Origin of the sequence: Streptomyces sp. NPDC006516 (assembly GCF_040611875.1) — a bacterium.
GTDB lineage: Bacteria > Actinomycetota > Actinomycetes > Streptomycetales > Streptomycetaceae > Streptomyces.
Window position 1 is genome coordinate 331,844 of record NZ_JBEXPD010000001.1, and the last position, 25,308, is coordinate 357,151.

Annotated in this window: 18 protein-coding genes; 8 read left to right on the forward strand and 10 right to left on the reverse strand. The window is 71.6% G+C overall.

What is annotated here, in order from left to right; translation table 11 throughout:
- Positions 1 to 271: 271 nt before the first annotated feature.
- The 4 genes from ABZY45_RS01475 to ABZY45_RS01490 form a co-directional block, all read right to left on the reverse strand.
- On the reverse strand, positions 272 to 3,184 hold the full coding sequence (locus ABZY45_RS01475) for an AAA family ATPase (RefSeq protein ID WP_356734931.1): 2,913 nt from the start codon (positions 3,182 to 3,184) through the stop codon (positions 272 to 274).
- Between the two features lie 78 nt (positions 3,185 to 3,262).
- Entirely contained in the window at positions 3,263 to 3,457 is a 195-nt protein-coding gene (locus tag ABZY45_RS01480; RefSeq protein WP_356734933.1) for a hypothetical protein, read from the reverse strand.
- Complete coding sequence (locus ABZY45_RS01485) at positions 3,454 to 6,621, reverse strand: type 2 lanthipeptide synthetase LanM family protein (protein ID WP_356734935.1); 3,168 nt, start codon at positions 6,619 to 6,621, stop codon at positions 3,454 to 3,456. The genes ABZY45_RS01480 and ABZY45_RS01485 overlap by 4 nt, the downstream gene beginning before the upstream one ends.
- A gap of 117 nt (positions 6,622 to 6,738) precedes the next feature.
- A complete protein-coding gene (locus ABZY45_RS01490) occupies positions 6,739 to 7,803 on the reverse strand; it encodes a LacI family DNA-binding transcriptional regulator (RefSeq protein WP_356734937.1) in 1,065 nt (354 codons plus the stop codon).
- A 110-nt stretch (positions 7,804 to 7,913) separates the two neighbouring features.
- On the opposite strand from ABZY45_RS01490, the gene ABZY45_RS01495 reads away from it, so the two are divergent.
- The 4 genes from ABZY45_RS01495 (at position 7,914) to ABZY45_RS01510 (ending at position 11,919) form a co-directional block, all read left to right on the forward strand.
- The gene (locus ABZY45_RS01495; protein WP_356734939.1) at positions 7,914 to 9,065 is read left to right on the forward strand and encodes a Gfo/Idh/MocA family oxidoreductase; all 1,152 of its coding nucleotides are present in this window, start codon (positions 7,914 to 7,916) and stop codon (positions 9,063 to 9,065) included.
- On the forward strand, positions 9,062 to 10,204 hold the full coding sequence (locus ABZY45_RS01500; RefSeq protein ID WP_356734941.1) for a dihydrodipicolinate synthase family protein: 1,143 nt from the start codon (positions 9,062 to 9,064) through the stop codon (positions 10,202 to 10,204). The genes ABZY45_RS01495 and ABZY45_RS01500 overlap by 4 nt, the downstream gene beginning before the upstream one ends.
- On the forward strand, positions 10,201 to 11,034 hold the full coding sequence (locus ABZY45_RS01505; protein WP_356734943.1) for a sugar phosphate isomerase/epimerase family protein: 834 nt from the start codon (positions 10,201 to 10,203) through the stop codon (positions 11,032 to 11,034). Before ABZY45_RS01500 ends, ABZY45_RS01505 begins: the two co-directional genes overlap by 4 nt.
- 318 nt (positions 11,035 to 11,352) lie before the next feature.
- Positions 11,353 to 11,919 (forward strand): hypothetical protein, encoded by a 567-nt coding sequence (locus tag ABZY45_RS01510; protein WP_356734945.1) that lies wholly within the window; start codon positions 11,353 to 11,355, stop codon positions 11,917 to 11,919.
- A 63-nt stretch (positions 11,920 to 11,982) separates the two neighbouring features.
- Here the strand turns inward: ABZY45_RS01510 and ABZY45_RS01515 are convergent, their stop codons facing one another.
- On the reverse strand, positions 11,983 to 12,369 hold the full coding sequence (locus ABZY45_RS01515) for a helix-turn-helix domain-containing protein (protein ID WP_356734947.1): 387 nt from the start codon (positions 12,367 to 12,369) through the stop codon (positions 11,983 to 11,985).
- Between the two features lie 123 nt (positions 12,370 to 12,492).
- On the opposite strand from ABZY45_RS01515, the gene ABZY45_RS01520 reads away from it, so the two are divergent.
- Complete coding sequence (locus ABZY45_RS01520; protein ID WP_356734949.1) at positions 12,493 to 12,900, forward strand: RidA family protein; 408 nt, start codon at positions 12,493 to 12,495, stop codon at positions 12,898 to 12,900.
- A 52-nt stretch (positions 12,901 to 12,952) separates the two neighbouring features.
- On the opposite strand, the gene ABZY45_RS01525 is transcribed toward ABZY45_RS01520, so the two are convergent.
- Positions 12,953 to 13,321 carry a hypothetical protein gene (locus ABZY45_RS01525; protein ID WP_356734951.1) on the reverse strand — a complete coding sequence of 123 codons (369 nt, stop codon included), beginning with the start codon at positions 13,319 to 13,321 and terminating at the stop codon, positions 12,953 to 12,955.
- A 123-nt stretch (positions 13,322 to 13,444) separates the two neighbouring features.
- On the reverse strand, positions 13,445 to 14,074 hold the full coding sequence (locus ABZY45_RS01530; RefSeq protein WP_356734953.1) for an ATP-binding protein: 630 nt from the start codon (positions 14,072 to 14,074) through the stop codon (positions 13,445 to 13,447).
- Positions 14,075 to 14,592: 518 nt separating this feature from the next.
- On the opposite strand from ABZY45_RS01530, the gene ABZY45_RS01535 reads away from it, so the two are divergent.
- Positions 14,593 to 16,854 carry an ATP-dependent RecD-like DNA helicase gene (locus tag ABZY45_RS01535; protein WP_356734955.1) on the forward strand — a complete coding sequence of 754 codons (2,262 nt, stop codon included), beginning with the start codon at positions 14,593 to 14,595 and terminating at the stop codon, positions 16,852 to 16,854.
- A gap of 168 nt (positions 16,855 to 17,022) precedes the next feature.
- Positions 17,023 to 18,318: a citrate synthase gene (locus ABZY45_RS01540; protein ID WP_356734957.1), complete on the forward strand. Its 1,296-nt coding sequence runs from the start codon at positions 17,023 to 17,025 to the stop codon at positions 18,316 to 18,318.
- 543 nt (positions 18,319 to 18,861) lie between these two features.
- On the opposite strand, the gene ABZY45_RS01545 is transcribed toward ABZY45_RS01540, so the two are convergent.
- The 3 genes from ABZY45_RS01545 to ABZY45_RS01555 form a co-directional block, all read right to left on the reverse strand.
- Entirely contained in the window at positions 18,862 to 21,369 is a 2,508-nt protein-coding gene (locus tag ABZY45_RS01545; RefSeq protein ID WP_356734959.1) for a heavy metal translocating P-type ATPase, read from the reverse strand.
- 270 nt (positions 21,370 to 21,639) lie between these two features.
- Positions 21,640 to 21,945 carry a heavy-metal-associated domain-containing protein gene (locus ABZY45_RS01550; protein ID WP_356734961.1) on the reverse strand — a complete coding sequence of 102 codons (306 nt, stop codon included), beginning with the start codon at positions 21,943 to 21,945 and terminating at the stop codon, positions 21,640 to 21,642.
- A 95-nt stretch (positions 21,946 to 22,040) separates the two neighbouring features.
- Positions 22,041 to 22,835: a TetR/AcrR family transcriptional regulator gene (locus ABZY45_RS01555; protein ID WP_356734963.1), complete on the reverse strand. Its 795-nt coding sequence runs from the start codon at positions 22,833 to 22,835 to the stop codon at positions 22,041 to 22,043.
- A 158-nt stretch (positions 22,836 to 22,993) separates the two neighbouring features.
- Between ABZY45_RS01555 and ABZY45_RS01560 the strand changes: the two genes are divergently transcribed.
- The gene (locus ABZY45_RS01560) at positions 22,994 to 25,234 is read left to right on the forward strand and encodes an MMPL family transporter (protein ID WP_356734965.1); all 2,241 of its coding nucleotides are present in this window, start codon (positions 22,994 to 22,996) and stop codon (positions 25,232 to 25,234) included.
- Positions 25,235 to 25,308: the final 74 nt, after the last annotated feature.

Below are 25,308 nucleotides of genomic sequence, written 5' to 3' on the forward strand. Positions count from 1 at the left end.
GCCACGGAACGGGGCACATCGGTGGGCGTCCCGCATCTTCCGCGTCACGCACCCGACCTCTGCCGCCCGACGCCCCCATGTTGCGGGGCGGCTCCCCCACGTGGACGGGCCTCGCCCCCGTACATGGGGGTCAGAGACGCGTACCAGGGCCGTTGCCCCTACGCCGGCGCCCCAGGCCCGTCCCAGGCACCCGTACACCGGGTTCCGAGGTCCGTCCCAGGCCCTCCGTACGCCGGAGCCCGACGCCCGTCCCCTTGCCCGCGCCGCATGATCAGAGCAGGTCGGCGCACTCCGCGGCGAACTCGCACAGGGCCGAGCGGTTCGCCCTTCCGGTCTTGCTCAGCAGACTGGCCAGGTGCTTCTCCACCGTGCGGGGCGAGATGGACAGCCGCCGGGCGATCTGCTGGTTGCCCGGTCGCTCCGCCAGCAGGACGAACACCTCGTACTCGCGCGGAGTCACCCCGTTCGTACGCAGCGGCGGGGGAATCCGGTCCCGGCCGCCGCGGTGCTGGGCCACGCTCACCCCGGCCTGCCGCAGCGCCGCACGGCAGGCGGCGGCGGCCGGCTGCACTCCGGCCGCGTGGAAGAACTCCTCGGCGGTGCGCAGCCACACGACCGGCTCGCCCCACCCGTCCGCCAGCGCCGCGTCCGCGACCAGCCGCAGGCCCAGATGCCGTGCGACGGGGAAAGCCGTGGACCGGGTGTGGAAGGCCGCCACCCGCCGTGCGGCTCCGGCATGATCACCCTCCCTGCCGAGCAGCACCGCCTCCGCCAGTTCGAGGAACTGCCTGTTCCAGGCCAGGGCGGCACCCGGCGCCCCGGCCACCTCCTCGTACTCCGCGCGCCCCGCGACGCCGGTCAGCACCCGCAGCAGAGGGCGCAGTCCGTAGCGTCCGCTGAGGTAGTAGTAACTGGGGTGGTCCCGCTCCCAGGCCAGGGCGGTGTCCAGTGCCGCGACCGCCCCGGGGCGGTCCTCCTCCAGCAGCGCGCCGAAGGCCCCGCAGAAGCCCAGCCGCAGGGGGGCCAGCGCGGACTGCTCGCCTCCCGCCCGGCGGAACGCGGTGAGGGCGCGCTCCGTCTCCCGGCGGCGGCCCCGGTGAGCCGCTGCCGCCGCCCCGGCCAGCAGCAGGTAACGGTGCGCGCCGTGGTTGCCGATCCTGGCGCTCGCCTCCACCGACCGGGCGGTGATCTCCTCCGCCTCCTCCCACCGGGCGCACATCACGGCGTTCATCGCGAGCAGCCCGTCGACCGTCTGCGCAAGCAGCAGTGAGCCCAGCTCCTCCGCAGCCGCCCGCGCCGAGTGCAGACGGGCCGCGTCTCCGGTGCGCATGAAGGCGTTCACCCCCAGACGCACCAGAGCCTCCACCCGCCAGAGCGGCAGGGAGTGCTCGGTGGACAGGGTGAGCATCCGCTCCAGGCACACCTCGGCGGCGTCGAACCCCCGCTCCCGGTGCAGGAGCGCCAGCAACTGCCAGGCCTGGCACGCCACGACCGGAAGCCCTTCCGCCTCGGCGGTCTCGGCGGCCCGGCGCGCGGCCAGTTCGGCAGCCTCCGGATCGCGCGGGTCCTCACCGGGGAGCAGCGAGAGATGCCCGTCGACCACGGCGAGCGAAGCCCGGCGCGCCGGTGACGGCGACGGGCCGAACAGGGCCCTGGCCATGCCGATCTGACGTGCCGTGTCCTTAGGGCGCTCCGCCATGACGGCTACCCAGGCGATCTTGATGTGGGCGTCCCCGCGCCTGGCCGCCGCCTCCGAGCGCGCGGGCAGCGAAGGCAGGGAGTCGGCCAGGGCCAGGGCCCCGTCCAGGTCGCCGCCCTCGGCCCTGGCCACCGCCAGGGACTCGGTGACGGCGGCGACGTCGGCGTCCGCCGCCAGGGAGCGGGAACGTTCCAGCAGCACCACGGCCGAGCCGTGCGAACCCGCGGCCAGCATCCGCCGTCCCGCCTCGGCGAACTGGCGCGCGGCCCGTTCCCGGTTGCCCGCCGCGAGTTCCAGCGCGGCCACGAGCTGCCGCCGGTCCTCGTCCAGCGGTTCCCCGGACCGTTCGACGGCCGCCGCGGCGCGCCGGGCCAGGGCCGCCCGCTCCGCCGGTGCGAGGGAGGAGACCAGCGCCTCGGCGGTGAGCGTGTGCCGGAAGGCGTAGCGGTCGGGAGCCGCCCCGTCGGGGGCGATCACTCCCGTCTCGACCGCGGACCGCAGATGCGTGAACAGGGCCCGGTCCTCCAGCCCGGTGACGGCCTGGAGGACCGGCACGGAGAACTGGCCGCCCAGGGTGGCCGCCGTCAGCAACAGGTCCCGTACCGGCTCGTCCATCCGGTCGAGCCGGTGCGACCAGCTCCGCAGGATGCGCGACGGGAGCATTCCGTCGGGCTGGTCCGCCGCCTCCCAGCCGTCCCCGGTACGCCGCAGTCTGCCGGTGTCCAGCAGGTCGTCGAGCAGCACCTCGACCAGATAGGGGTTGCCCGCCGCACGCTCGACCAGGCGGCGCTGCACCGCTTCGGGGATCAGCTCGGGCGGCGTCTCCAGACAGGCCCCGGTCAGGGCCCGCACCTGCGCGTCGTCGAGCCCCCGTAACTCCACCACCGTCGCGGTGTGGCGCTGCTCCGCGGAGCGTACGAGGTCCGGGGCGCTGCCGGGCTCCTGGCGCAGGGTGCCCAGCAGCAGCACGGGGAGGTCCGCCAGGTTGTCGACGACGTACTCGACGACGGCGACGGTCTCCGTGTCGCAGTCGTGGAGGTCCTCCAGCAGCATCACGCAGCCGCTCTCCCGGCCCAGGACGGACAGCAGCCTCAGCAGGGCCTCCGCCAGCTCGACCACGGTCTCCGTGTAGCCGGCCGCAGCCCCGCTCCGCCACTCCGGGACCAGCCTGGCCAACGCGGGGTGGTACGGCGTCAGTTCAGGATCGGTCGGCGTGCCCGCCGCACGGAAATGGGACGAGAGGGCCTCCACCAGAGGCCGGAACGGCACGACGAGGCCGGTGGATCCCGCCCGTCCGCGCAGCACCGGCATGCCGAGCCCGTAGGCCCGGTAGGCACACTCACCCACCAGCCGGGACTTGCCGATCCCCGCTTCCCCGACGAGGAACAGCGCGCGCCCCGAACGCCGTCGCGCGGCGTCCAGGGCGCTGCTCAGCAGGCCGATCTCCTCGTCACGTCCGACGACGACCGGCGAATTCGCACGCATGGCCGCAGGCTACTGGAGCCGTACAGAGTGCGGCAGTAGGCACATTCCCGTCATGACGTGCGCAGTTGGCGGGAAACGTTACATCGGGACCGTGAACGTGGTCCACGGCAGGTCGGGGCCGTTGGTGTCCCCGTCCGCGGCGCTGAGGAGTCTGCTGCGCAGACCCAGCCCGCCGTTGTTGCCGAGCGATATCCGGCCCGCGGGGTGCTCGAAGGCGCCCTCGTGCGCCGCGGTGACGTCCACGTATCCGGCCGATTCGCTGATCTGGGTCATGTCTGTCTCTTCTTCCGGTCGTTGGTCAGGATCGTCATGGGCACGTGGGCGCGGTCGGCCCCCGTGGAGTGGCGCATGAGCAGTGCCGGGCCGATCCGGTCGGGGAACCCCGCCCGCAGCAGTCCGTGTCCGATGCCCGACAGACCGGTGAGCAGCCCGGGGTGAGGTACGTGTCCGGGCGTCCCGCAGTGCGGCTGCGCCCGGTCGGCGGCGGCCAGCAGGGTGCCGGCCCGGCGCAGCCAGTGCGGGCGCAGGCGGGGCAGGGCGGCGTGGCCGAGCAGCTCCAGTACGCCCAGTTCGCCGTGGCACAGGCTGTCGTCGCCCTGCGGCGCGGCCCGGGCCACTTCCCCGGCCCGCTCCGCGAGCCAGTCGCGGAGCTCCGGATCGGCCAGCGCCTGCGGGCTGTCGGCGATCGCCAGCGCGACCCCCGACGCACCCTCGCACCAGGCCCGGCCGACGACGGCCCCCCGCACGGCACGGCGCAGGGCGTCCAGCCCGGCGTCCCTGTGGCGCGGGCCGCCCCCCGACCCGGCGAACCGCAGCAGCGACCAGCCGATGCCCGCCGCCCCGTCGGCGAACCCCCCGGTCGCCGCGGGCGCCCCCACCAGCCGTTCGGCGCACCGCTCGGCGCCTCGCCAGGCCTCGGTCCTGCCGGTGGTCCGGTGCACGGCCAGCATCGACACCAGCCCGCCGGCCGCGCCGCCGCGCACCCCGAGCCCCTCCTCGGCCGAACTCGCCGCGCAGGCGAGCCGGACGGCCGGGCCCGCCCAGTCGAGCACCCGGCTGTCATTCAGCAGTGTCCCGACCTCGGCCAAGGCGTAGGCGATGCCGCCCAGGCCGGAGAACGCGCCGGAACCGAGCACCCCGAGATCGTCGCCCCGCAGGTGCAGCGCGTCCAGCAGGCCCGGCAGGGGCGCCAGAGCGGCCAGGGCCGCGTCGGCGTAGCGGGCGGCCCCGGTCAGGGACGCCAGCTGCGCGAGGAACAGGGCGGGCCCGGTGTAGCCTCCCGCCAGGTCCGCCGCGAGCGGGGTGAGCCGCCAGTAGCGTTCGCCGAGCAGCTCCAGACCGATCCAGTTGGTCCGGCCGCCGCCGTGGTACGCGAGCGAGATCAGCTGGTCGCCCACCGATCGCGCGGCGGCCAGCAGGCGCTCCGGTTCCGGTGCGGTGGCCTCGGTCCTCGGCCTCGCCGAGGCGGTCGCGCGGTGCGCGTGCGCGGTGGAGGTGCTCACCATGGCGGTACGGATGATCCGCTCCTGGTCCAGCCGGTCCACGGTGTCCAGGGCGCGGATCTTCGCCTCCACCCGCGCCATCCCGGAGGGTCCGGCGGGCCCGCGCAGCCTGCGCCCGTCACCGCTCCACAGGTCGGTGAGACCCGGGCGCGTGGTGAAGACCGGGACGTCGCCCCGCCACAGCTCCGTGATCTCCTCGTCCTCCAGGCCGGCCAGCGCGGGGGCCCCCAGGGCGCCGGTGCGCAGGAGTGCGAACACCTGCTGGCGCTCGGCCGCGTCCCGCATCAGGTCGGGGTGGGTCGACTCGTGCAGCAGCGTGGCGTACGTCCAGGTCGGCCGGGACACGAAGCGGGTCTCGTCGGCCTCGAAGATCCGCAGCAGGCCCTTGGGCCCCAGCAGTTCGTCACGGGATTCGCCGACGGCGGTGTAGGCGGCGCGGAAACCCTCGCAGAGGGCGTCTGTGTACTGGAACGGATCCGCCAGGACCCCGTCCAGCGTGGGCCGGTTGGCCGACTCGGTGAACCGCCCCGTCCTGCGCACCAGGTGCATGGTGTCGGTGCCCGCCGCGGCCCAGGCGGCGGTCTCCAGTGGTGAGGAGGCCGCCCGGCCGCCGCCGACGGCCGACATGTCGAGGGCGGTGGTGTCCCCGACGAGCAACTGCGGGAGCAGCCCGACCCGGTGCACCGAGCCGTGCAGGGCACGGGTGGCCGGATCGGCGGGCGGGGCCTGGGTCAGGGGCGGATGGAACAGCGTCTCCACATCGACCAGGACGGGATGCGGCCCGTGGGCGACGAGGTTCTCGTGGTGCAGGTCCGTGCCGTCCAGGACGTGCAGCAGGGCCAGCAGCGCGCCCAGCCGGCGGTAGAAGAGCGTGGTCTCCTCCGCCGAGCGGCAGGCGGCGTCCTCGACGAACTCCGCCCAGCCGTACGCTCCCCGGTCCAGGACCCGGGGTATCCGCAGACCTGGCGTACCCGCGAGGGAGTTGAACCAGTGCACCAGAGCGCCGAAGTGCCGGTGCGCGGCGAGCGGGCGTGGCTTGTACACCAGCCGGGCGCCGTCGGCGAACCGCAGGAGCATCACCGACCGGCCTCCGCGGTGGCAGTCGCCCGTACCGCTCTCGACCTCGGTCAGGGCGTGGGGACCGTAGCCGGTGAGCCGTCCCGCGGGCCCGTCCCCGAGCGCCGTGGCGGAGCCGAGGAGGTCCCCGTCGCCGAGCACCGCCCAGGACCCGAGCACCTCCCTGTCCGCCGCGAGCCTGCCGAGCATCTCGGCGAAGGCGTCGGCCGCGTTCATGGCCGTCTGCGCGAGGATCCTGGCCAGGACCGGATAGACGGTGACGAGCGAGGCGAGTCCCGCCCGGCTCGCGGTCAGCCGTACGAAGTCCTGGAAGCGTTCGTGCGGCCCGGAACCGCTCAGACGGCCGTTGATCCGTGCCTCGTGGAGTTCCCACACGAGGGTCCGGGCGGCCAGCAGGGCCAGGCGCCGTTCCAGGTCGCGCCGGAAGCCGTCCAGGACCCCGGGGGCGCAGGAGACCGGGCCCGCCTGTCCGCCGCCGTCCCCGGACGCCGTGCGCGCGGTCCGGCCGGCGGCCAGCGCCGCGAAGGGGGCGACGACCGGGACGAAGCCGGTCAGCTCCGGGTAGGGCCGGTCCGCGATCCGCGCCGTGCGCGGTGCCCGGGCGACGGCCTCCCGGACGAACCGCGCCCAGTCGGGCTCGGCTGCCGGGGGCGGCCCGACGGTGCCGGCGACCCACCAGGGCTCACCCGGCTGCCGGAGACCGAACAGGTCCGCGGCGTCCCGTACGGCGGTGTGGTCCTCGGTGTCCCGCACCGGGAAGTGGTCCTCGGTGTCCCGGCCGAGGGCCTCGCTCCCGGTGCCCGCGCCGTCCGGTGACGCCGCATTGCCGATCGTCTCCTTCTCCACCACCGCGTTCACCTCCCCGGTCCGAGGAGGCCCCGGCGGATCCCCCGTGCACATCCTGGGGGGTGCCGGGGCCCGGCACATGGGGGAGTCGCCCCCATCTTTCGGGGTGCGGGGCCCGCACGTACGGGATCAGCGGGAGGGAGCCGCCGTCGATCCCCGCTCCATGAGCTCCGCGTCGATGGTCGCGATGCCCCCGGGCGGCGGTGTCTCCTTGCCCATCGCCAGCCGCCCCGCCCGTGCCCCCGCCTCGAACAGCGGCAGCCGTACGGTCGTCAGCGCCGGTACGGCGTCCACCGAGAACGGCAGGTCGTCGAATCCGGCCACCGAGACGTCCTCGGGGATACGGAGCCCACGGTCCCGTACCGCCGCGCAGGCACCCAGTGCCACGGTGTCGTTGGCGGCGACGACGGCCGTCACATCGGGTGCGCGGCGCAGCAGTTCGGCCGTGGCGTCGTATCCGGAGCTCCGGTCGTACGGGCCGTGCTCGGTGAGGTTCTCCTCGTCACCCTGCAGCCCGGCCGCCTTCATGGCCTCGCGGTGGCCCTCCAGCCTGTGCCGGGTCGTGGTGCGTTCCAGGGGGCCAGCGACGTAACCGATCCGCCGGTGCCCCAGGGCGATCAGGTGCTCGGTGAGGCGCCTGGCTCCGCCCCGGTTGTCGAAGGCGAGAGCGGCGACGACCGCGTCGGTGTCCGGCAGCGGCGGGCGTCCGCAGAAGACGATCCGGGTGCCGGCGTCCGCGAGCTTCGCCAGCTTCGCGGACATCGCGGCCTGGTGGGCCGGGTCCTCCAGCGCGCCGCCGGTGAGGACGACGGCCGCGGCGCGCTGGCGCTGGAGCAGGGTGAGATAGGTGAGTTCGCGCTCGGGGGAGCCTCCGGTGTTGCAGACGACGGCGAGCTTCTCGCCGCCCGCGCGGCCGGAGCCGTCGCCCGGGCCGCCGATCTCGCTCTGCGCGGCGCCCGCCATGATCCCGAAGAACGGGTCGGCGATGTCGTTGACCAGGATGCCCACCAGGTCGGACGTGGCGGCGGCGAGTGAGCTGGCCGGGCCGTTGAGCACGTAGTCCAGGTCGTCCACCGCGCGCAGGACCCGCTCCCGGGTGGACGATGCCACCGGGTAGTTGCCGTTCAGCACGCGCGACACGGTGGCCGGGGACACCCGGGCGCGGGCCGCGACGTCCGCCAGGGTGACTGTCATGGCTCTCCTCCGAGGAGTTGTGGCGCGGCCCCTCTTGTCCGGGTCGCTGTCGGCAGGCTAGCGTCATACCGCATAGAAAGCGCTTGCTACGGCTGTATGGAGGAACTTTCGTGACACGCAGGACAGTGCGCATCGCCATGAACGGCGTCACGGGACGCATGGGATACCGGCAGCACCTGGTGCGCTCGATCCTCGCGATCCGCGAGCAGGGCGGCCTCGACCTCGGAGATGGCGAGGTGCTGTGGCCGGAACCCGTACTCGTCGGCCGCCGCGCCCACGCGCTGGAGGAACTCGCGGCCCAGCACGGCCTGACCGAGTGGTCGACCGACCTGGACGCGGTGCTCGCCGACGAGTCGATCGACATCTACTTCGACGCCCAGGTCACCTCGGCCCGCGTCGAGGCGATCAAGAAGGCGATCGCGGCGGGCAAGCACATCTACACCGAGAAGCCCACCGCCACGGACCTCGAAGGCGCACTCGACCTGGCCCGTCTCGCCCGGGACGCCGGCATCAAGCACGGCGTCGTCCAGGACAAGATCTTCCTGCCGGGTCTGCTCAAGCTGAAGCGCCTCATCGACGGCGGCTTCTTCGGCGAGATCCTCTCCGTGCGCGGCGAGTTCGGCTACTGGGTCTTCGAAGGCGACTGGCAGGACGCCCAGCGCCCCTCCTGGAACTACCGTGCGGAGGACGGCGGCGGCATCGTCGTCGACATGTTCCCGCACTGGGAGTACGTCCTGCACGAGCTGTTCGGGCAGGTCACGAGCGTCTCCGCGCACGTCCAGACGCACATCCCGCAGCGCTGGGACGAGCACGGCAAGCCTTACGCCGCCACCGCCGACGACGCCGCGTACGGCATCTTCCAGCTGGCGGGCGGCGCCGTCGCCCAGATCAACTCCTCCTGGGCGGTCCGCGTGAACCGCGACGAGCTCGTCGAGTTCCAGGTCGACGGCACCCACGGCTCCGCCGTCGCGGGTCTGCGCAACTGCCGCGTCCAGCACCGCTCGGCGACCCCCAAGCCGGTCTGGAACCCCGACCTCCCCGTCACCGAGTCCTTCCGCGACCAGTGGCAGGAAGTCCCCGACAACGCCGTGTTCGACAACGGCTTCAAGGCCCAGTGGGAGCTCTTCCTGCGCCACATCGTCCTGGACGAGCCCTACACCTGGGACCTGATGGCCGGCGCCCGGGGCGTGCAGCTCGCCGAGCTGGGCCTCAAGTCCTCGGCCGAGGGCCGCCGCTTCGACGTACCGGAGCTGACCCTGTGACCATCCACCTCCCGCAGGGCCCGTACGAACCCCGGGCCACCCCGCTCGACCTGGCGCCGAACGGCGCTGCGCTCGCCTCCCGTACGGTCTTCTCCGCCGCCCACGTCGTCGCCGACCCGTACGCCGACATCAGCCCCGACGACCCCGTCGCCGTCGACTGGGACGCCACCCTCGCCTTCCGCCGCCACCTCTGGTCGCACGGCCTGGGTGTCGCGGAGGCCATGGACACCGCGCAGCGCGGCATGGGCCTGGACTGGGCGGGCGCGGCGGAGCTGATCCGCCGCTCCGCCGCCGAGGCGAAGTCCGTGGGCGGCCGGATCGCCTGCGGTGTGGGCACCGACCAGCTCACCGGCCCCGCCACCCTGCCCGAGGTGCGTGCCGCGTACGAGGAGCAGCTCGCCCTGGTCGAGGAGAGCGGCGCGCAGGCCATCCTGATGGCCTCCCGCGCGCTGGCCGCCGCCGCGAACGGCCCCGAGGACTACCTGGAGATGTACGCCCATCTCCTGCGCCAGGCCTCCGAGCCCGTCGTCCTGCACTGGCTCGGCCCCATGTTCGACCCTGCGCTGGAGGGCTACTGGGGCAGCGCGGACCTCGACACCGCCACGGACACCTTCCTGAAGGTCATCTCGGAGCACCCGGACAAGGTCGACGGCATCAAGATCTCGCTCCTGGACGCCGAGCGCGAGATCGACGTACGGCGCCGGCTTCCCAGCGGGGTGCGCTGTTACACCGGCGACGACTTCAACTACCCGGAGCTGATCGCGGGCGACGACCGGGGCTTCAGTCACGCCCTGCTCGGCATCTTCGACCCGCTGGGGCCGCTCGCCGCCCACGCGGTGCGGGTCCTGGACACCGGGGACGTGCAGGGTTTCCGTGACCTGCTCGACCCCACGGTCGAGCTGTCGCGTCACCTCTTCAAGGCCCCCACACGCTTCTACAAGACGGGCGTGGTGTTCCTCGCCTGGCTGGCGGGCCACCAGGAGCACTTCACGATGGTCGGCGGCCTGCAGTCCGCCCGATCGCTCCCGCACCTGGCCAAGGCGTACGAACTGGCCGACCGACTGGGCCTGTTCCCGGACCCCGAGCTGGCCGAGGCCCGTATGCGCGCCCTGCTGACCGTCCACGGAGGAAGCCGATGACCGGCGAACTGTCCCGCCTCTCCATCAACCAGGAGACGGTCAGGCAGCTGTCCCTGCCGGAGCTCGTCGAGGGCTGCGCCAAGGCCGGCATCGGCAGCGTCGGGTTGTGGCGTGCCCCGGTGCAGGAGTACGGCGTCGAGCGTGCCGGGCAGCTGATGAGGGAGGCGGGCCTCGCCGTCACCAGTCTCTGCCGCGGCGGTTTCCTCACGGCGGCCGACCCGGCAGGGCGCGCCCGCGCCCTGGACGACAACCGGGCCGCGGTCGACGAGGCGGCCGGCGTGAACACCGACACCCTCGTCCTGGTCTCCGGCGGTCTGCCCGAGGGCGACAAGGACCTGTACGGCGCGCGCGAGCGCATCGCGGACGCGCTGGCCGAGCTGGCCCCGTACGCCGCCGAGCGGGGCATCCGCCTGGCGATCGAGCCGCTGCACCCGATGTTCGCCTCGGACCGCTGCGTGGTCTCCACCCTGTCCCAGGCCCTGGACCTCGCGGAGCGCTTCCCGGCCGAACAGGTCGGCGTGGTCGTCGACGCTTACCACATCTGGTGGGACGACCAGGCGCCCGCGCAGATCGCCCGGGCGGGCGCGGGCGGGCGGATCCACTCCTTCCAGCTGGCCGACTGGATCACCCCGCTCCCGGCGGGAGTTCTGGTGGGACGGGGGCAACTGGGTGACGGCTGCGTGGACTTCCGTGCGATGCGCGCGCAGGTCGAGGCGACAGGCTTCGGCGGGCCGATCGAGGTCGAGATCTTCAACGAGGAACTCTGGGCCCGCGACGGGGCCGAAGTGATCGGTGAAGTCGCCGCCCGTTACCTGGAACATGCCTGCTGAGAGCCGTTCGACGGCGCAAGGGTAAAGAGATCGTCAAGGCGTGCAACCTTTGGGCACCTTGCCCGGTCGTACTTTGCGTCGGGACTTCCGGGGAGGCCGGGGGGACGGGAAGCCCGACGGAGGGGGAAAGCGAGGGGGGTCCGGCCTGTGGGCCGGGCCCCATTCCGCGTTCCGGGGCCGCGTCCGATTCGCGCTCCGGCGCCAGGTCCCCCTCCCGGCGGGCCCGACGTACCGGCGTCCCGCACGCACCCGGTCGAGAGGCTGGCGCCACACCCCCCACCACGGAACGCCCGGCCGTCGTCCGGCAGGATGTCCAGGATGCCGACCGAATCCTCGACGACCTACAGGCGCATCGGTGCGCTCCTCCACGAGACCGGCATGGTGTCGGAGGAGAAGATGCGCAGTGTTCTCCATCGCGCCGCCACCTACGCGGACGACGAACTGGACCAGTACGCGGCGGCCCAGGCGCTGGAGAGCTTCGGCGTGGCGGTCTCGGTCCACGCCGACGACATCGACTCCATCCACGACGGTTACGCGAGCCTTCTGGCGGACGCCGCCGAGGCCGCCGGCGGCAGAGTCACCATTTCCGGCGTCCGGGTCGTCGAGGGCGAAGGCGGTTTCGAGGGCGGCCGCTTCGACGCCCTCGAGTTCGAGAGGGACGGCGAGCCGGTGTCCATCTCGGCCGAGCACTTCGCAGTGGACTACTACGACCACGAGGCGGCCTGCCGGGCCATCGCCGAAACCGCACACGGCGATGACCCGCGCTCATGGCGGAACGTCGGCTTCGCGCGCGAGCCGGGCGCCGGCTACGACAGCATCATGGTCCTCGCCACACCCGGGCAGAGGGAAGCGCTCCACCGGCATCTCGGTCTGACGTTTCCCTGAGCGGCGGGTGACCGGGTCCCGGGGCGGGCAGCTCTCGGAACCTTCGTGCGCCCGTCCGTGACCTCAGTCGCCGTCGAAGCCGCTCCTGGCCGCCTCGATGTGGCCGATGTGCCGGTGGGTCCACTCGCACATCACGTCGACCGTCCTCCGCAGCCCCTGCCCCGGTCCGGTCAGGGTGTACTCGACCTTCGGCGGGACCGTGGGATACACGGTGCGCTCGACCAGACCGTTGCGCTCCAGCATGCGCAGGTTCTGGGTGAGCATCTTGTGGCTGATCCCCTCCACCGCGCTCCGCAGCTCGCTGAAGCGCAGGGTGCCGTCACCCAGGGCCTCGATGATCAGGAGCGCCCACTTGTTGGCGACGTCCGAGAAGATCTCCCGCGCCAGCGAATCCGCGCGCCTGAGGTCGGCCTGTTCCTCGGGCGAGCCGCTGAGCTGCTTGGTCACCATGAGGTTCCCCTGTCACTTAAAAGTGCGTTCTTCCATGTCAGAGGCCACTCTCCTACGGTTCCCGAGTAACCACAAGAGAGCACGCGTGGCCCCTCAGGGCTCCGCGGCAAGGAGGAGAACAGCATGGCCGTCACCATGACCAACCCCACGGGACTCCCGGAGATCGATGTCTACCGGCAGGTCTCGGTCTCGACCGGTTCGAAGCTGGTCTTCGTCGCCGGACAGGTCGCCTGGGACGCCGACGGCGTCACGGTCGGCGAAGGCGACCTCGCGGCCCAGGTCGAGCAGTGCTACGTGAACGTCGGCACCGCGCTGAAGAGTGTCGGCGCCTCCTTCGACGACGTGGCGAAGCTGAACGTCCACGTCGTCGACTGGACCCCCGACAAGATGCCCCTGCTCCTGGAGGGAATCTCCCGGGGGGCCGCACGGCTCGGGACCACCTCGGCACCGCCGGCCACGATGCTGGGCGTCGCCGCCCTGGACATCCCGGAGCACCTGGTCGAGATCGAGGTCACGGCCGTGCTCGCGTAGGCGTAGGCCTGCTCCTACGGCAGGTGGGGCGCGGCCCGGCGCGCCAGGAGCCTCAGCTCGCCGGTTCCGCCGACGGCCACGGGGTCCAGGCGAGCGCGTCCCGCCAGCCCGGACGTCCGAAGGCCCAGTCGTTGACCACCGCCGCGATGGGCTCCACACAGAACGGACTGTGATCGGACGGCACATGGGCCTGGAAGTGCCTGTCCGGGCCGCCTTCACGATGTTCGACCTGGTAGCTCAGGTCGTCGTTGAGATGGACCTGCATGTAGTGCTGACCGGCGGGTTCGGCGTCCAGCCGTTCGACGATGACGAATCGCCAGGTCAGATTCATGTCGGCCAGCAGATCGTGCAGCTTTTCCTCGGACGGGTCGTCCCACTGCGTCCCGTCCCATTCGATCGCCCGCAGCGCCGGAGTTCCCATGAGGAGGACCTTACCGGCCGGACCTGCGAGGACTGCTCCCGCAGGGAGCGCGTACGTGAGGAGCCGACCGGCGCGGCGCTGCAACGCGCATACGCGGATGTCGTTCGCCACCGGCCGGGGGAGTCACACGGGCGACGGCCGCCCTCGCGTGACCTCGACGGCCAGATGCGGCCAGGCAGCGGACAGCAGGTCGAGGTCGCCGGGCGAGGGGTCCGCCGGGAGCAGGCGTGCGGCGGGGCGGAAGTGGACGGTCGTCCCGGTCGTACCGTCGTCCGCCAGGCGCTCCAAGTCCGATACCGGTGAGCCGTGTTCGTAGAGCTGGGTCCAGGATCCGTTGGCGCGGCGGTTGGTGTGCGCCAGCCGTTCGCTGAGCGCGGCGACGACGGACATGCCCCTGCGCGGGTGGCCGTCGGGCAGGGTCTGCGCCCCGGGGACGTCGAAGAACCGCAGGTCCTTCGTCGCCATCACCGGCTTCCTGACCACCTGGCCGTGCTCGTCGAAGCGGGTGTCGGTGCCCCGCCCGTCATCCGTCACCGAGACGGAACCATCAGGGTGGAGCGCGACGACGCAGTGTCCTCCACCGCCGCACTCCGCCTCGTCGGCCGCGTACGCGACGACCTCCAGGACGAGGTGCCAGGTGCCACCGGGGGCGAACGCGGCTGGATCCCGCCTGATGCCCGCCAGGTGATCGAGGTCCACGGTGCCGGCCCAGTCGTGGGTCGTGTTGCGCCAGGAAGTTCTTGATGTGTCCACTGGAGAATCTCCGCCCAGGCAGGGGTTCGCCGCACCGGCGGCCCGTGGAGAACGGGGCCCTGCGATCGCCGTCGAAAGAGGCACCGCCCGTCCGGGCGTCCTCACCAGGTCAGAATGTAGTCCTGTGGGCCACGCGAGCCCCAGGCCCGGGAGGACGCACGTACGCGGGGACAGGGGGCCCAGGAGGGCAGGCGGCGGTTCCGCAACTTCCACATGCGCTTCGACATCGGCCGGCGCGGCTGACCGTGGCCTGCCTCTCCTGGTGCCGGACGCCGGATCCCTGAGCTGGTCGAGCCGGTCACCTGCTGACGTCCCCGTGATCGGGTGCCTGGACGGCAGCCCTGCGCCGCTCGACCCGGACACGATCGAGACCGGGGGACAGTGCGCACCGGGAGAACACGCTGCCCGTCGGTGAGGTGGTCTCCGCGGTTCGCGGCCTGGAGCAGGCGTGGTGACGGGGCGGCGTCCGTTCGAGGGCCCGGCTCCCTCTGTCGGAGCCGCCCGGTACCGTCGGCACCATGTCCAACACGGCCGTGCTCGAAGGCGTCCTGGAGCGCATCACCTACGCCAACGAGGAGAACGGGTACACCGTCGCCCGCGTCGACACCGGACGAGGGGCGGGGGACCTGCTCACCGTCGTCGGTTCGCTGCTCGGCGCTCAGCCCGGTGAGTCCCTGCGGATGGAGGGGCGTTGGGCCTCGCACCCGCAGTTCGGCAAGCAGTTCCAGGTCGACAACTACACGACGGTCCTCCCCGCCACGATCCAGGGCATCCGCAGATACCTCGGCTCCGGCCTGATCAAGGGCATCGGGCCCGTCATGGCCGACCGCATCACCACCCACTTCGGCGTCGACACCCTGGACATCATCGAGCAGCACCCGAAGCGTCTGGTCGAGGTCCCTGGGCTCGGTCCGAAGCGGACGAAGATGATCGCCGCGGCCTGGGAGGAGCAGAAGGCGATCAAGGAGGTCATGGTCTTCCTCCAGACCGTCGGCGTCTCCACCTCCATCGCCGTCCGCATCTACAAGAAGTACGGGGACGCGTCGATCTCGGTCGTGAAGAACCAGCCCTACCGGCTGGCAGCCGACGTCTGGGGCATCGGCTTCCTCACCGCCGACCGCATCGCCCAAGCCGTCGGCATCCCGCACGACAGCCCGGAGCGGGTCAAGGCGGGACTCCAGTACGCCCTGTCGCAGTCCACGGATCAGGGGCACTGCTTCCTCCCCGAGGAGCGGCTGATCGCCGACGGGGTGAAGCTGCTCCAGGTCGACACCGGGCTGGTCATCGACTGCCTGGCGGAGCTTGCGGAGGACCCGGAGGGCGTCGTACGGGAGAAGGTCCCCGGGCCCGAGGACGGTCAGCCGGTCACCGCCGTGTACCTGGTCCCCTTCCACCGCGCCGAGATCTCCCTCGCTGCCCAGGTGCAGCGCCTGCTGCGTACGCCGGAGGACCGGATGCCGGCCTTCCAGGACGTCGAGTGGGACAAGGCGCTGGCCTGGCTCGCGCGGCGTACGGGGGCGAAGCTGGCCCCCGAGCAGGAGGCGGCCGTCCGGCTCGCCCTCACCCGCAAGGTGGCAGTGCTGACGGGCGGCCCGGGGTGCGGGAAGTCGTTCACCGTCCGGTCCGTGGTCGAGCTGGCCCGTGCGCGTGGCGCCGAGGTGGTGCTGGCCGCTCCCACCGGCCGGGCCGCCAAGCGGCTCTCGGAGCTGACGGGCGCCGAGGCGTCCACCGTGCACCGGCTGCTGGAGCTGAAGCCCGGCGGGGACGCCGCGTACGACCGGGACCGGCCGCTGGACGCCGATCTGGTCGTCGTCGACGAGGCGTCGATGCTCGATCTGCTGCTCGCCAACAAGCTGATCAAGGCGGTGGCACCCGGTGCCCATCTCCTGCTGGTCGGCGATGTGGACCAGCTGCCCTCGGTCGGCGCGGGGGAGGTGCTGCGGGATCTGCTCGCCGAGCGCGGTCCGGTCCCGGCGGTCCGGCTGACCACCATCTTCCGCCAGGCCCAGAAGTCCGGCGTCGTCACCAACGCCCACCGCATCAACTCCGGGGTGCCCCCGCTGACCCAGGGGCTGGACGACTTCTTCCTGTTCGTGGAGGACGAGACCGAGGACGCCGGGGTGCTCGCCGTGGACGTGGCGGCCCGGCGCATCCCCGCCAAGTTCGGCCTGAACCCCCGCCGTGACGTGCAGGTCCTCGCGCCGATGCACCGAGGCCCCGCGGGCGCCGGCCATCTCAACGGCCTGCTCCAGCAGGCCATCACGCCGGGCCGCCCAGGGCTGCCCGAGAAGCGCTTCGGCGGGCGGGTCTTCCGGGTCGGCGACAAGGTCACCCAGATCCGCAACAACTACGAGAAGGGTGAGAACGGGGTCTTCAACGGCACGGTCGGAGTCGTCACGGCCCTCGACGCGGACGAGCAGAAGCTGACGGTCCTCACTGACGAGGACGAGGAGATCGTCTACGACTTCGACGAGCTGGACGAGCTGGCCCACGCCTACGCGATGACCATCCACCGCTCCCAGGGCAGCGAGTACCCGGCGGTCGTCATCCCCGTCACGACCAGCGCCTGGATGATGCTCCAGCGGAACCTGCTGTACACCGCTGTGACCAGGGCCAAGAAGCTGGTCGTGCTGGTCGGTTCACGCAAGGCCATCGGCCAGGCCGTCCGCACTGTTTCCGCAGGCAGACGCTGTACGGCGCTGGATTTCCGGCTGCGGGGCGGAACGGTCGAAGACTCCTCCGAAAAAATGATCGATCAAAACGGTGGGAAACATCACTGAGCCCTTCCGGAACCGGATCCCAGGGGGCAGGATGAGAAAGTTGACGGCACTCAGTGCCGCCAGTAGGTCCAATGGACGACCCCGAGTGCACTCTCCTGAGCCAAATGGGGGAGGGTGGAGACAGTCAGGGCACCTCGAAGAAGAGGCACTACGTCGGTGAGGGATGACGTGAGCGAGAGCGACAACTCTGTAGTACTGCGGTACGGCGATGACGAGTACACCTACCCGGTGATCGACAGCACCGTCGGCGACAAGGGCTTCGATATCGGGAAGCTCCGGGCCAATACGGGCCTGGTCACGCTGGACAGCGGATACGGCAACACGGCCGCGTACAAATCCGCCATCACCTACCTCGACGGCGAGCAGGGCATCCTGCGGTACCGCGGCTACCCGATCGAGCAGCTCGCCGAGAGCTCGACGTTCCTCGAGGTCGCCTACACGCTGATCAACGGTGACCTTCCGAAGGTCGACGAGCTGTCGGCCTTCAAGAACGAGATCACCCAGCACACGCTGCTGCACGAGGACGTCAAGCGCTTCTTCGACGGCTTCCCGCGCGACGCCCATCCGATGGCCATGCTCTCCTCGGTCGTCAGCGCGCTGTCCACCTTCTACCAGGACAGCCACAACCCGTTCGACGAGGAGCAGCGTCACCTCTCGACGATCCGGCTGCTGGCCAAGCTTCCGACGATCGCGGCGTACGCGTACAAGAAGTCGATCGGTCACCCGTTCGTCTACCCGCGCAACGACCTCGGCTACGTCGAGAACTTCCTGCGCATGACCTTCTCCGTCCCGGCCCAGGAGTACGTGCCGGACCCGGTCGTCGTCTCGGCGCTGGAGAAGCTGCTCATCCTGCACGCGGACCACGAGCAGAACTGTTCCACCTCGACCGTGCGCCTGGTCGGCTCCTCGCAGGCGAACATGTTCGCCTCGATCTCCGCCGGCATCTCCGCCCTGTGGGGCCCGCTGCACGGCGGCGCCAACCAGTCGGTGCTGGAGATGCTCGAAGGCATCCAGGCCAACGGCGGCGACGTCGACTCCTTCATCCAGAAGGTGAAGAACAAGGAGGACGGCGTCCGCCTGATGGGCTTCGGCCACCGGGTGTACAAGTCCTTCGACCCGCGCGCCAAGATCATCAAGGCCGCCGCCCACGACGTGCTGTCGTCGCTCGGCAAGTCCGACGAGCTGCTCGACATCGCGCTCCAGCTGGAGGAGCACGCGCTCTCCGACGAGTACTTCGTCTCGCGCAACCTCTACCCCAACGTGGACTTCTACACCGGCCTGATCTACCGGGCCATGGGCTTCCCGACCGAGATGTTCACCGTGCTCTTCGCGCTCGGCCGGCTCCCGGGCTGGATCGCCCAGTGGCACGAGATGATCAAGGAGCCGGGATCGCGCATCGGCCGCCCGCGCCAGATCTATACCGGCGAGGTCCTGCGCGACTTCGTCCCGGCCGAGGGCCGCTGAAGCCTCCAGGGCCGCTGCCCACTGCTCCACCCCGGCCGCTCGCTGCCGGCATCCTTCGCCCCGCGTACCGCGCTCGCACAGTTCAGAGCGCGGTGTCCGGGGCGATTCGGCGTTCCGGGGCCTCGGGATCTCCCGGGCCCGCGAGACGGTTACGCCCGTACGGCCGCCCGGACGTCCGCTGTACAAGCGAGAAACGCCCCGCCGTCGATCCCCCCACGGGTCGACGGACGGGGCGCTTCCCATATCCCGGAGCGGATTCCCCCCACGGGATCCGGCCGGGCGTCTGAAGGGAGCCTGAACTCCCGTTGTTTTTCGGTGGTGCCTATTCAGTTCGGTCCTGCTGTGCGACTGCCGGGGTACGTACGCACGGGAGGGCCGCTCAAAGCTCCCCGGTGCACGTGCCCCGGCCACGCTTGCCAGGAGCGTCCCCCAAGACACTCCGTCGGACGTCCCCCAAGACATCCTTGGCATCGCACTCTTAGACTCACCAACCCATCAGATGGTTACCCTCAAATCGGTGTGATCTAAGTCTCTTTGTAGAAATTATGTGAAGGAGCGCAACCTCAGGCTGTTGCTCACCACGAAGACCGACGAGAACGCCATTGCCGCACCCGCGATCATGGGGCTGAGCAGCCCGAACGCAGCCAAAGGCAGTGCGGCCACGTTGTAGCCGAAGGCCCAGAAGAGGTTGCTTCTGATGGTCGACAGCGTACGCCTAGACAGGCGGATGGCGTCAGCGGCCACCTTGAGATCTCCACGAACGAGCGTGAGATCGCCCGCCTCGATCGCCGCGTCCGTCCCCGTCCCCATCGACAGGCCGAGATCGGCCACCGCGAGAGCGGCCGCGTCGTTGACGCCGTCACCTGCCATGGCGACGGACCTGCCCTCGGCCTGGAGGCGCCGGACCACCTGCACCTTCTCCTCCGGCAACACCTCCGCGTGGACCTCGTCGATCCCGACGGCGCGGGCCACGGCATCCGCCACGGCCTGGTTGTCGCCGGTCAGCAGAATGGGCCTGAGGCCCAGCGCGCGCAGCTCCGCGACGGCCTCCGCGCTGCTCTCCTTCACCGCGTCGGCCACTTCGATCACCCCCCTGGCGGCGTCGTCCCAGGCGACGGCGACCGCCGTACGGCCCTGAGCCGCCGCATCCGCCAGGGCGGAGGCCAGGGGGCCCGGCAGGGTGATCCCGGCATCGGCGAGGAGCTGCGGCCTGCCCACCAGCGCGCGGTGCCCTTCCACGGTGCCGCGCACCCCCAGCCCGGGGACGTCCGTGAAGTCCGCCGGGGCGGGCAGCGTGGCTCCGGCGCGGACAGCCGCCCCGGCGGCCACCGCACGCGCCACGGGGTGGTTCGAGGCGCTCTCGAGGGCGCCGGCGAGCCGGAGTACATCGTCCTCGGACGTACCGGGCGCCGTGTGCACCTGGCCGAGACTCATGCGCCCCGTGGTGACCGTGCCCGTCTTGTCGAGGACGATCGTGTCGATCCTGCGTGCGGTCTCCAGGACCTCGGGGCCCTTGATGAGAATGCCCAGCTGGGCGCCTCTGCCTGTGCCCGCCATGAGGGCGGTGGGCGTCGCGAGACCCAGGGCGCACGGACAGGCGATGATCAGGACGGCCACGGCGGCCGTGAACGAGCCCGTGATGTCGTCGGTGGCGAGCAGGTGCGCGACGAGGGTCCCGAGGGCGATCAGGAGGACCACGGGGACGAAGACCGCGGAGATCCGGTCCGCGAGGCGCTGGGCGGCGGCCTTGCCGTTCTGGGCGTCCTCGACGAGCCGGGACATCCGGGCGAACTGGGTGTCGGCGCCGACGCGGGTCGCCTCGACGACCAGGCGCCCGGACATGTTCAGGGTGGCGCCGGTGACGGTGTCACCCGGGACGGTGTCCTCCGGCAGCGACTCGCCGGTGAGCATCGAGGTGTCGACGGCGGATGAACCTTCGACGACGGTGCCGTCGGTGGCGATCTTCTCGCCGGGGCGGACGACGAAGCGGTCGCCGACGGAGAGCCGCCCGACGGGGACACGTACCTCCATGGTTCCGTCCTCCGGCCGTGCGGCGGGGCGGAGGACGGCGACGTCCTTCGCGCCGAGACGCAGCAGCGCGCGCAGGGCGGCGCCGGCCTTCCGCTTGGACCGCGCCTCCAGGTGGCGGCCCAGCAGGATGAAAACGGTTACTCCTGCCGCGACCTCCAGGTAGATGGTGGAGGAGGGGTCGGAGCGGGAGGCGGAGACGTCGAAGCCGTGTCGCATCTCCGGCATGCCCGCGTCCCCGAGGAACAGCGCCCCCACCGACCAGCAGAAGGCCGCCAGGGTGCCGATGGACACCAGGGTGTCCATCGTCGCCGCGCCGTGCCGCAGGTTGGTCCAGGCGGCACGGTGGAAAGGCAGGCCGCCCCAGACGACGACGGGGGCGGCGAGGGTGAGGGAGAGCCACTGCCAGTTGTCGAACTGGAGGGCGGGGACCATGGCCATCAGGACCACGGGGGCGGCGAGGGCCGCCGTGACCAGGAGGCGCTGCCGGAGCGCGGCGAGGCCGGCATCCCCGTCGGCGTCGCGGGCGGGGTCCGTGTCCGCGTCCGCGAGTGCGCCTGTGGGGGCGTCCGTGGTGGTGCTGCGGCCCGTGTCGGTGCGGCGGGCCGTGCCGGTGCCGGGGTCGGCTTCCGCGGTGGTGCGGCTCTCGGCCTCCGCGGTGGTGCGGCTCTCGGCCTCCGCTGGGGCGGCGCCTGCGTCGGCCTGGGCTGTTGTCGTTGGCAGCGGCGGCGAGGCAGGTGCGGGCGGGGCCGGGGGATGCGGTGCGGCGGCGGCGCGTACGACCGGCCGTGCCGTGTATCCCGTCTTCTCGACCGTGGCGACGAGGTCGTCCAGCGCGGTCCCGGGCCCGAAGCGGACGCGGGCCTTCTCCGTCGCGTAGTTGACGGTTGCGACGACCCCGTCCATCCGGTTGAGCTTCTTCTCGACGCGGGCCGCGCACGAGGCGCAGGTCATTCCGCCGATGAAGAGCTCGGCCTCGGAAGTCTGCGCAGCCGGGACCTCGGCTGCCGTGGTGCTGGCCATGTGTGCGGGCTCCTGGGTCGAGCAGTCGGGCCGTTTCCCCACCAGTATCTGCTTCCTCCGGTGGCGATCCGGCCCGGCGGAGGTGCGGGGTGGCACGCAAGCAGCCGGTGGACCGTGCGCCGCCGGGAGGTGTGGGCGGTGCGGGCCGTCGATGATGCGAGCCCACCGGAGTGCGTCGGCCCAGTGGGAGTGCCTCGGCCCGCGCGGCCGGGTGTGCGCACTCCGGTGGGCCGGAGCGCGGCCCGGACGGGGCGGGCGGGCGGGCCGGTTTCAGGCGCGGCCCACGAGCTCGTAGCCCGCCTCGTCGACGGCCTCGCGTACGGCGTCCTCGGCCAGCGGTGCGGAGGAGGTGACCGTCACCCTGCCGGTGGCGGCCTCCGCCTTCACGGAGGTGACGCCCGCGAGCGCGGAGATCTCCTCGGACACGGCCCCTTCGCAGTGGCCGCAGGTCATGCCCTTCACCTCGTACACCTCGGTGACGCTGCCCACCTGCACGTCGGCCGAGCCGCCGTTGTGGCCACCGCCGGACGAGCAGCAGGATCCGGTGGTTCGGGGAGTATCGGTTTCGGCCGTCATGTCGTTCTCCTCTACGCAGGCACACATGGATGTGGCGGGTGTGGCACGGAGGGCGCCAGGAAGCCCGGTGCGCCCACCCGTGTTCCACTATACCCCTAGGGGGTATCTGTGGGCTCCGATGCCTCCCTGTCGGGTGTGTCACATGTCAGAGGTTCGAGGTAGCGGTACATCACGGACTTCAGCTCGGTGATGTACGCGTCACGTTCCGCCCCCTCGTGGGACATGATCAGGTCGAGTCCGGCCTTGAAGAGGACGAAGGACATGGCGGCGATGCGGGCGGTCCGGCCGGCCGGGAGCTCCGGCAGATAGGTGCTCAGGAGCTGCTCGGTCCTGCTCAGCATCGTGGCGTGCAGGATGTCGTGCTCCCGGCTGATCACGCCCGGGATCTCGGAGCCGTGGGTGAGGACGGCGAAGGCCGGGTTCTCGCAGTTGAAGGCGATCAGCGGGTCGAGGACGGCGTCCAGCATCCGGTCGAGCGGCAGTTCCAGGTGGCTGACGACGAACGCGGCCCCGTAGGTCTCCCGCCAGCGGTGCATGAGCTGGTCGCCGAGCTCGACGGCGATGGCTTCCTTGTTGGGGAAGAACTGGTAGAGCGTGCCCGGGGAGACGCCCGCCTCGCGGGCGATGGCGTTGGTGCTGGCGCCGTTGTAGCCGTTGGCGCTGAAGACGCCGGCGGCCGCTTCGAGCAGCTGGGCGATACGGGCTTCCCCGCGTGCCTGACGGCGGCGCGGCCGGTCGGCGCCCGTACCCGAGGCCTCCCCGGCGCCCCGGCCGCCGGGGGCGTCCGGGCTGCGCCTGCCCGTACGCCCTGTCGCTCCCTGCCGCTCCCTCGGGTTCTTCTGCTCCCCGTGTGCGGGCTCGGCGGCTTCTCCGGCTCTGGCCTCCGGCACGGTTCATCCCCAGCTCTCAAGACGCGGTTGACAAATGCGAGAGGTTGCTCGCATTCTGAAAAAACACGAGCGAGGACTCGTGTTTGCCAGTGTACGTGGCAATGACCGACCCATGCTGCCCTGTGCTGCCCGGGTCCCGGTGAAGGGGACACCGCACCATGCCCGAAGTCGACAGCCCGGAGCGCGTCGGGCGCTGGACCCGCCTCGTCACCGCACGGCCACGGCTCGCCCTGCTGGCTGCTCTGGTGATCACGGCACTGGCCGTGTTCGCGGGCGGCGGGGTGGCCGACCGTATGAGCAGCGGCGGCTGGGAGGCACCCGACGCCGAGTCGACCTACACCACCCAGGTGCTGGAAAGGGAGTTCCCGGCCTCCCAGCCCAATCTGCTCCTGCTGATCGGCAGCGGCGGGGCCTCCGTCGACGATCCGGCGGTGGCCGCCGAAGCCGCCCGGATCACCGAGCGTCTGTCGGCCGAGCCGGGCGTCGGGGGTGTCGGTTCGTACTGGCAGACGAAGTCCCCCGCCCTGCGCTCCGAGGACGGGCGAGAAGCGATAGTCGCTGCCCGGATAGCGGGTGACGAGAAGGCCGCAGGAGAGATCCTCGACCGCATAGCTCCTGCCTACCGGGGCACACACGGTCCGGTGGAGGTCTCCGTCGGCGGACCCCTCGCCGTGCGGCACGAGATGCAGACCACCATCCAGGAGGATCTCCTGCGGGCCGAGCTCATCGCGCTGCCGGTGACGCTGGTGCTGCTGGTCGTGGTCTTCGGCAGTGCGATCGCCGCCCTGCTGCCCCTCGGCGTCGGCATCGTCGCGATCCTCGGCACCAACGCGGTGCTGCGCGGCATCACCGAGCTCACCGACGTCTCGGTCTTCGCCCAGAACCTCACCACGGCGCTGGGGCTCGGACTCGCCATCGACTACGCCCTGTTCATCGTCCGCCGCTTCCGCGAAGAGCTGGCCGCGGGGGCGGACACGCGTACGGCGATCGGCATCACCCTGCGCACGGCGGGACGCACGGTGCTCTTCTCCGCTCTGACGGTGGCGGTGTCGCTGGCCGCGATGATGGTCTTCCCGCAGTACTTCCTGCGTTCCTTCGCCTACGCCGGCATCGCCGTGGTGCTCCTGGCCGCCGCCGCTGCCCTGATCCTGCTGCCTGCGGCACTGATGCTGCTCGGGCCGCGGGTCAACTCCCTGGACCTGCGCCGGCTGCTGCGTCGCGGGAGGACTCCGGGCGTGGCCGAGGACTCGGGCAGGGGGTGGGCCCGCTTCTCGGTGCTCGTGATGCGCAGGGCACCGGTCTTCGCCCTCCTCACCACGGTCACGCTGGTGCTCCTGGGACTCCCCTTCCTCGGGGTGAAGTTCGGCACGGCGGACGACCGCCAGCTGCCCGCCACGGCCGAGTCCCGTGTGGTCCAGGACCACATACGGGACGGCTTCCCGGGGAGTCCGGGCGGTGGCCTCGACGTGCTCGCCGAGGGCCCGGCGAGCCCCGGCCAGTACGCCGACTTCCGGGACAGGCTCCGCGCGCTCCCCGGGGTGCAGCGGGTCGACGGACCCGTCACGGGCGACGGCTTCGCCTACTACGAGGTGCTGCCGGCCGGTGAGCCCGTCGGCCAGAGGGCCCAGGACCTGGTGCAGGACCTCCGGGCCGAGCCCGCGCCGTTCGACACCTCGGTGACCGGTGCCGCAGCCGTTCTGGTCGACTCCAAGGCCGCCATAGCGGACCGGCTGCCCTGGGCGGTGGGCATCATCGTCGTCGTGACGCTGCTGCTGGTCTTCCTGCTGACCGGCAGCGTCCTGATACCGCTCCAGGCGGTCGTGCTCAACGCCCTCAGTCTGACAGCCATGTTCGGGGCGGTGGTGTGGGTCTTCCAGGACGGGAACCTGTCCGGCCTCCTCGCCTTCACCAGCACCGGTGACATCGAGACGACTCTGCCCGTCCTGATGTTCTGCGTCGCCTTCGGCCTCTCCATGGACTACGGCGTGTTCCTGATCTCCCGGATCAAGGAGGAGTACGACCGCTCAGGCGACCACGAGCACTCCGTGACGTACGGCCTGCGCCACACCGGGGGGCTGATCACCGCCGCCGCCGTCATCCTCGCCGTGGTGATGGTCGCCATCGGTACCTCGCGAGTCACCAACACCAAGATGCTCGGGCTCGGGATCGCGCTGGCCGTGCTGATGGACGCCATGGTGGTACGCAGTCTGCTCGTGCCGGCCGTCATGAAGCTGATGGGCCGGGTCACCTGGTGGGCGCCCGCACCGCTGCGCGCGTTCCACCAGCGGTTCGGACTGAGCGAGGGGGAGGCCGTTCCGGCCGGGGGCCGGGACGCCGAGAAGACACCCGGAGCCGGCGGCCGGGACAGGGACCGGGACAAGATCGCGGCAGGAGCGTAGATTCGCCGGATCCAGGAGCCGGTATCAGCGCCAGGAGGCGTGAACGCCGGTATCAGAGCCGGGCGGCGTGAGCC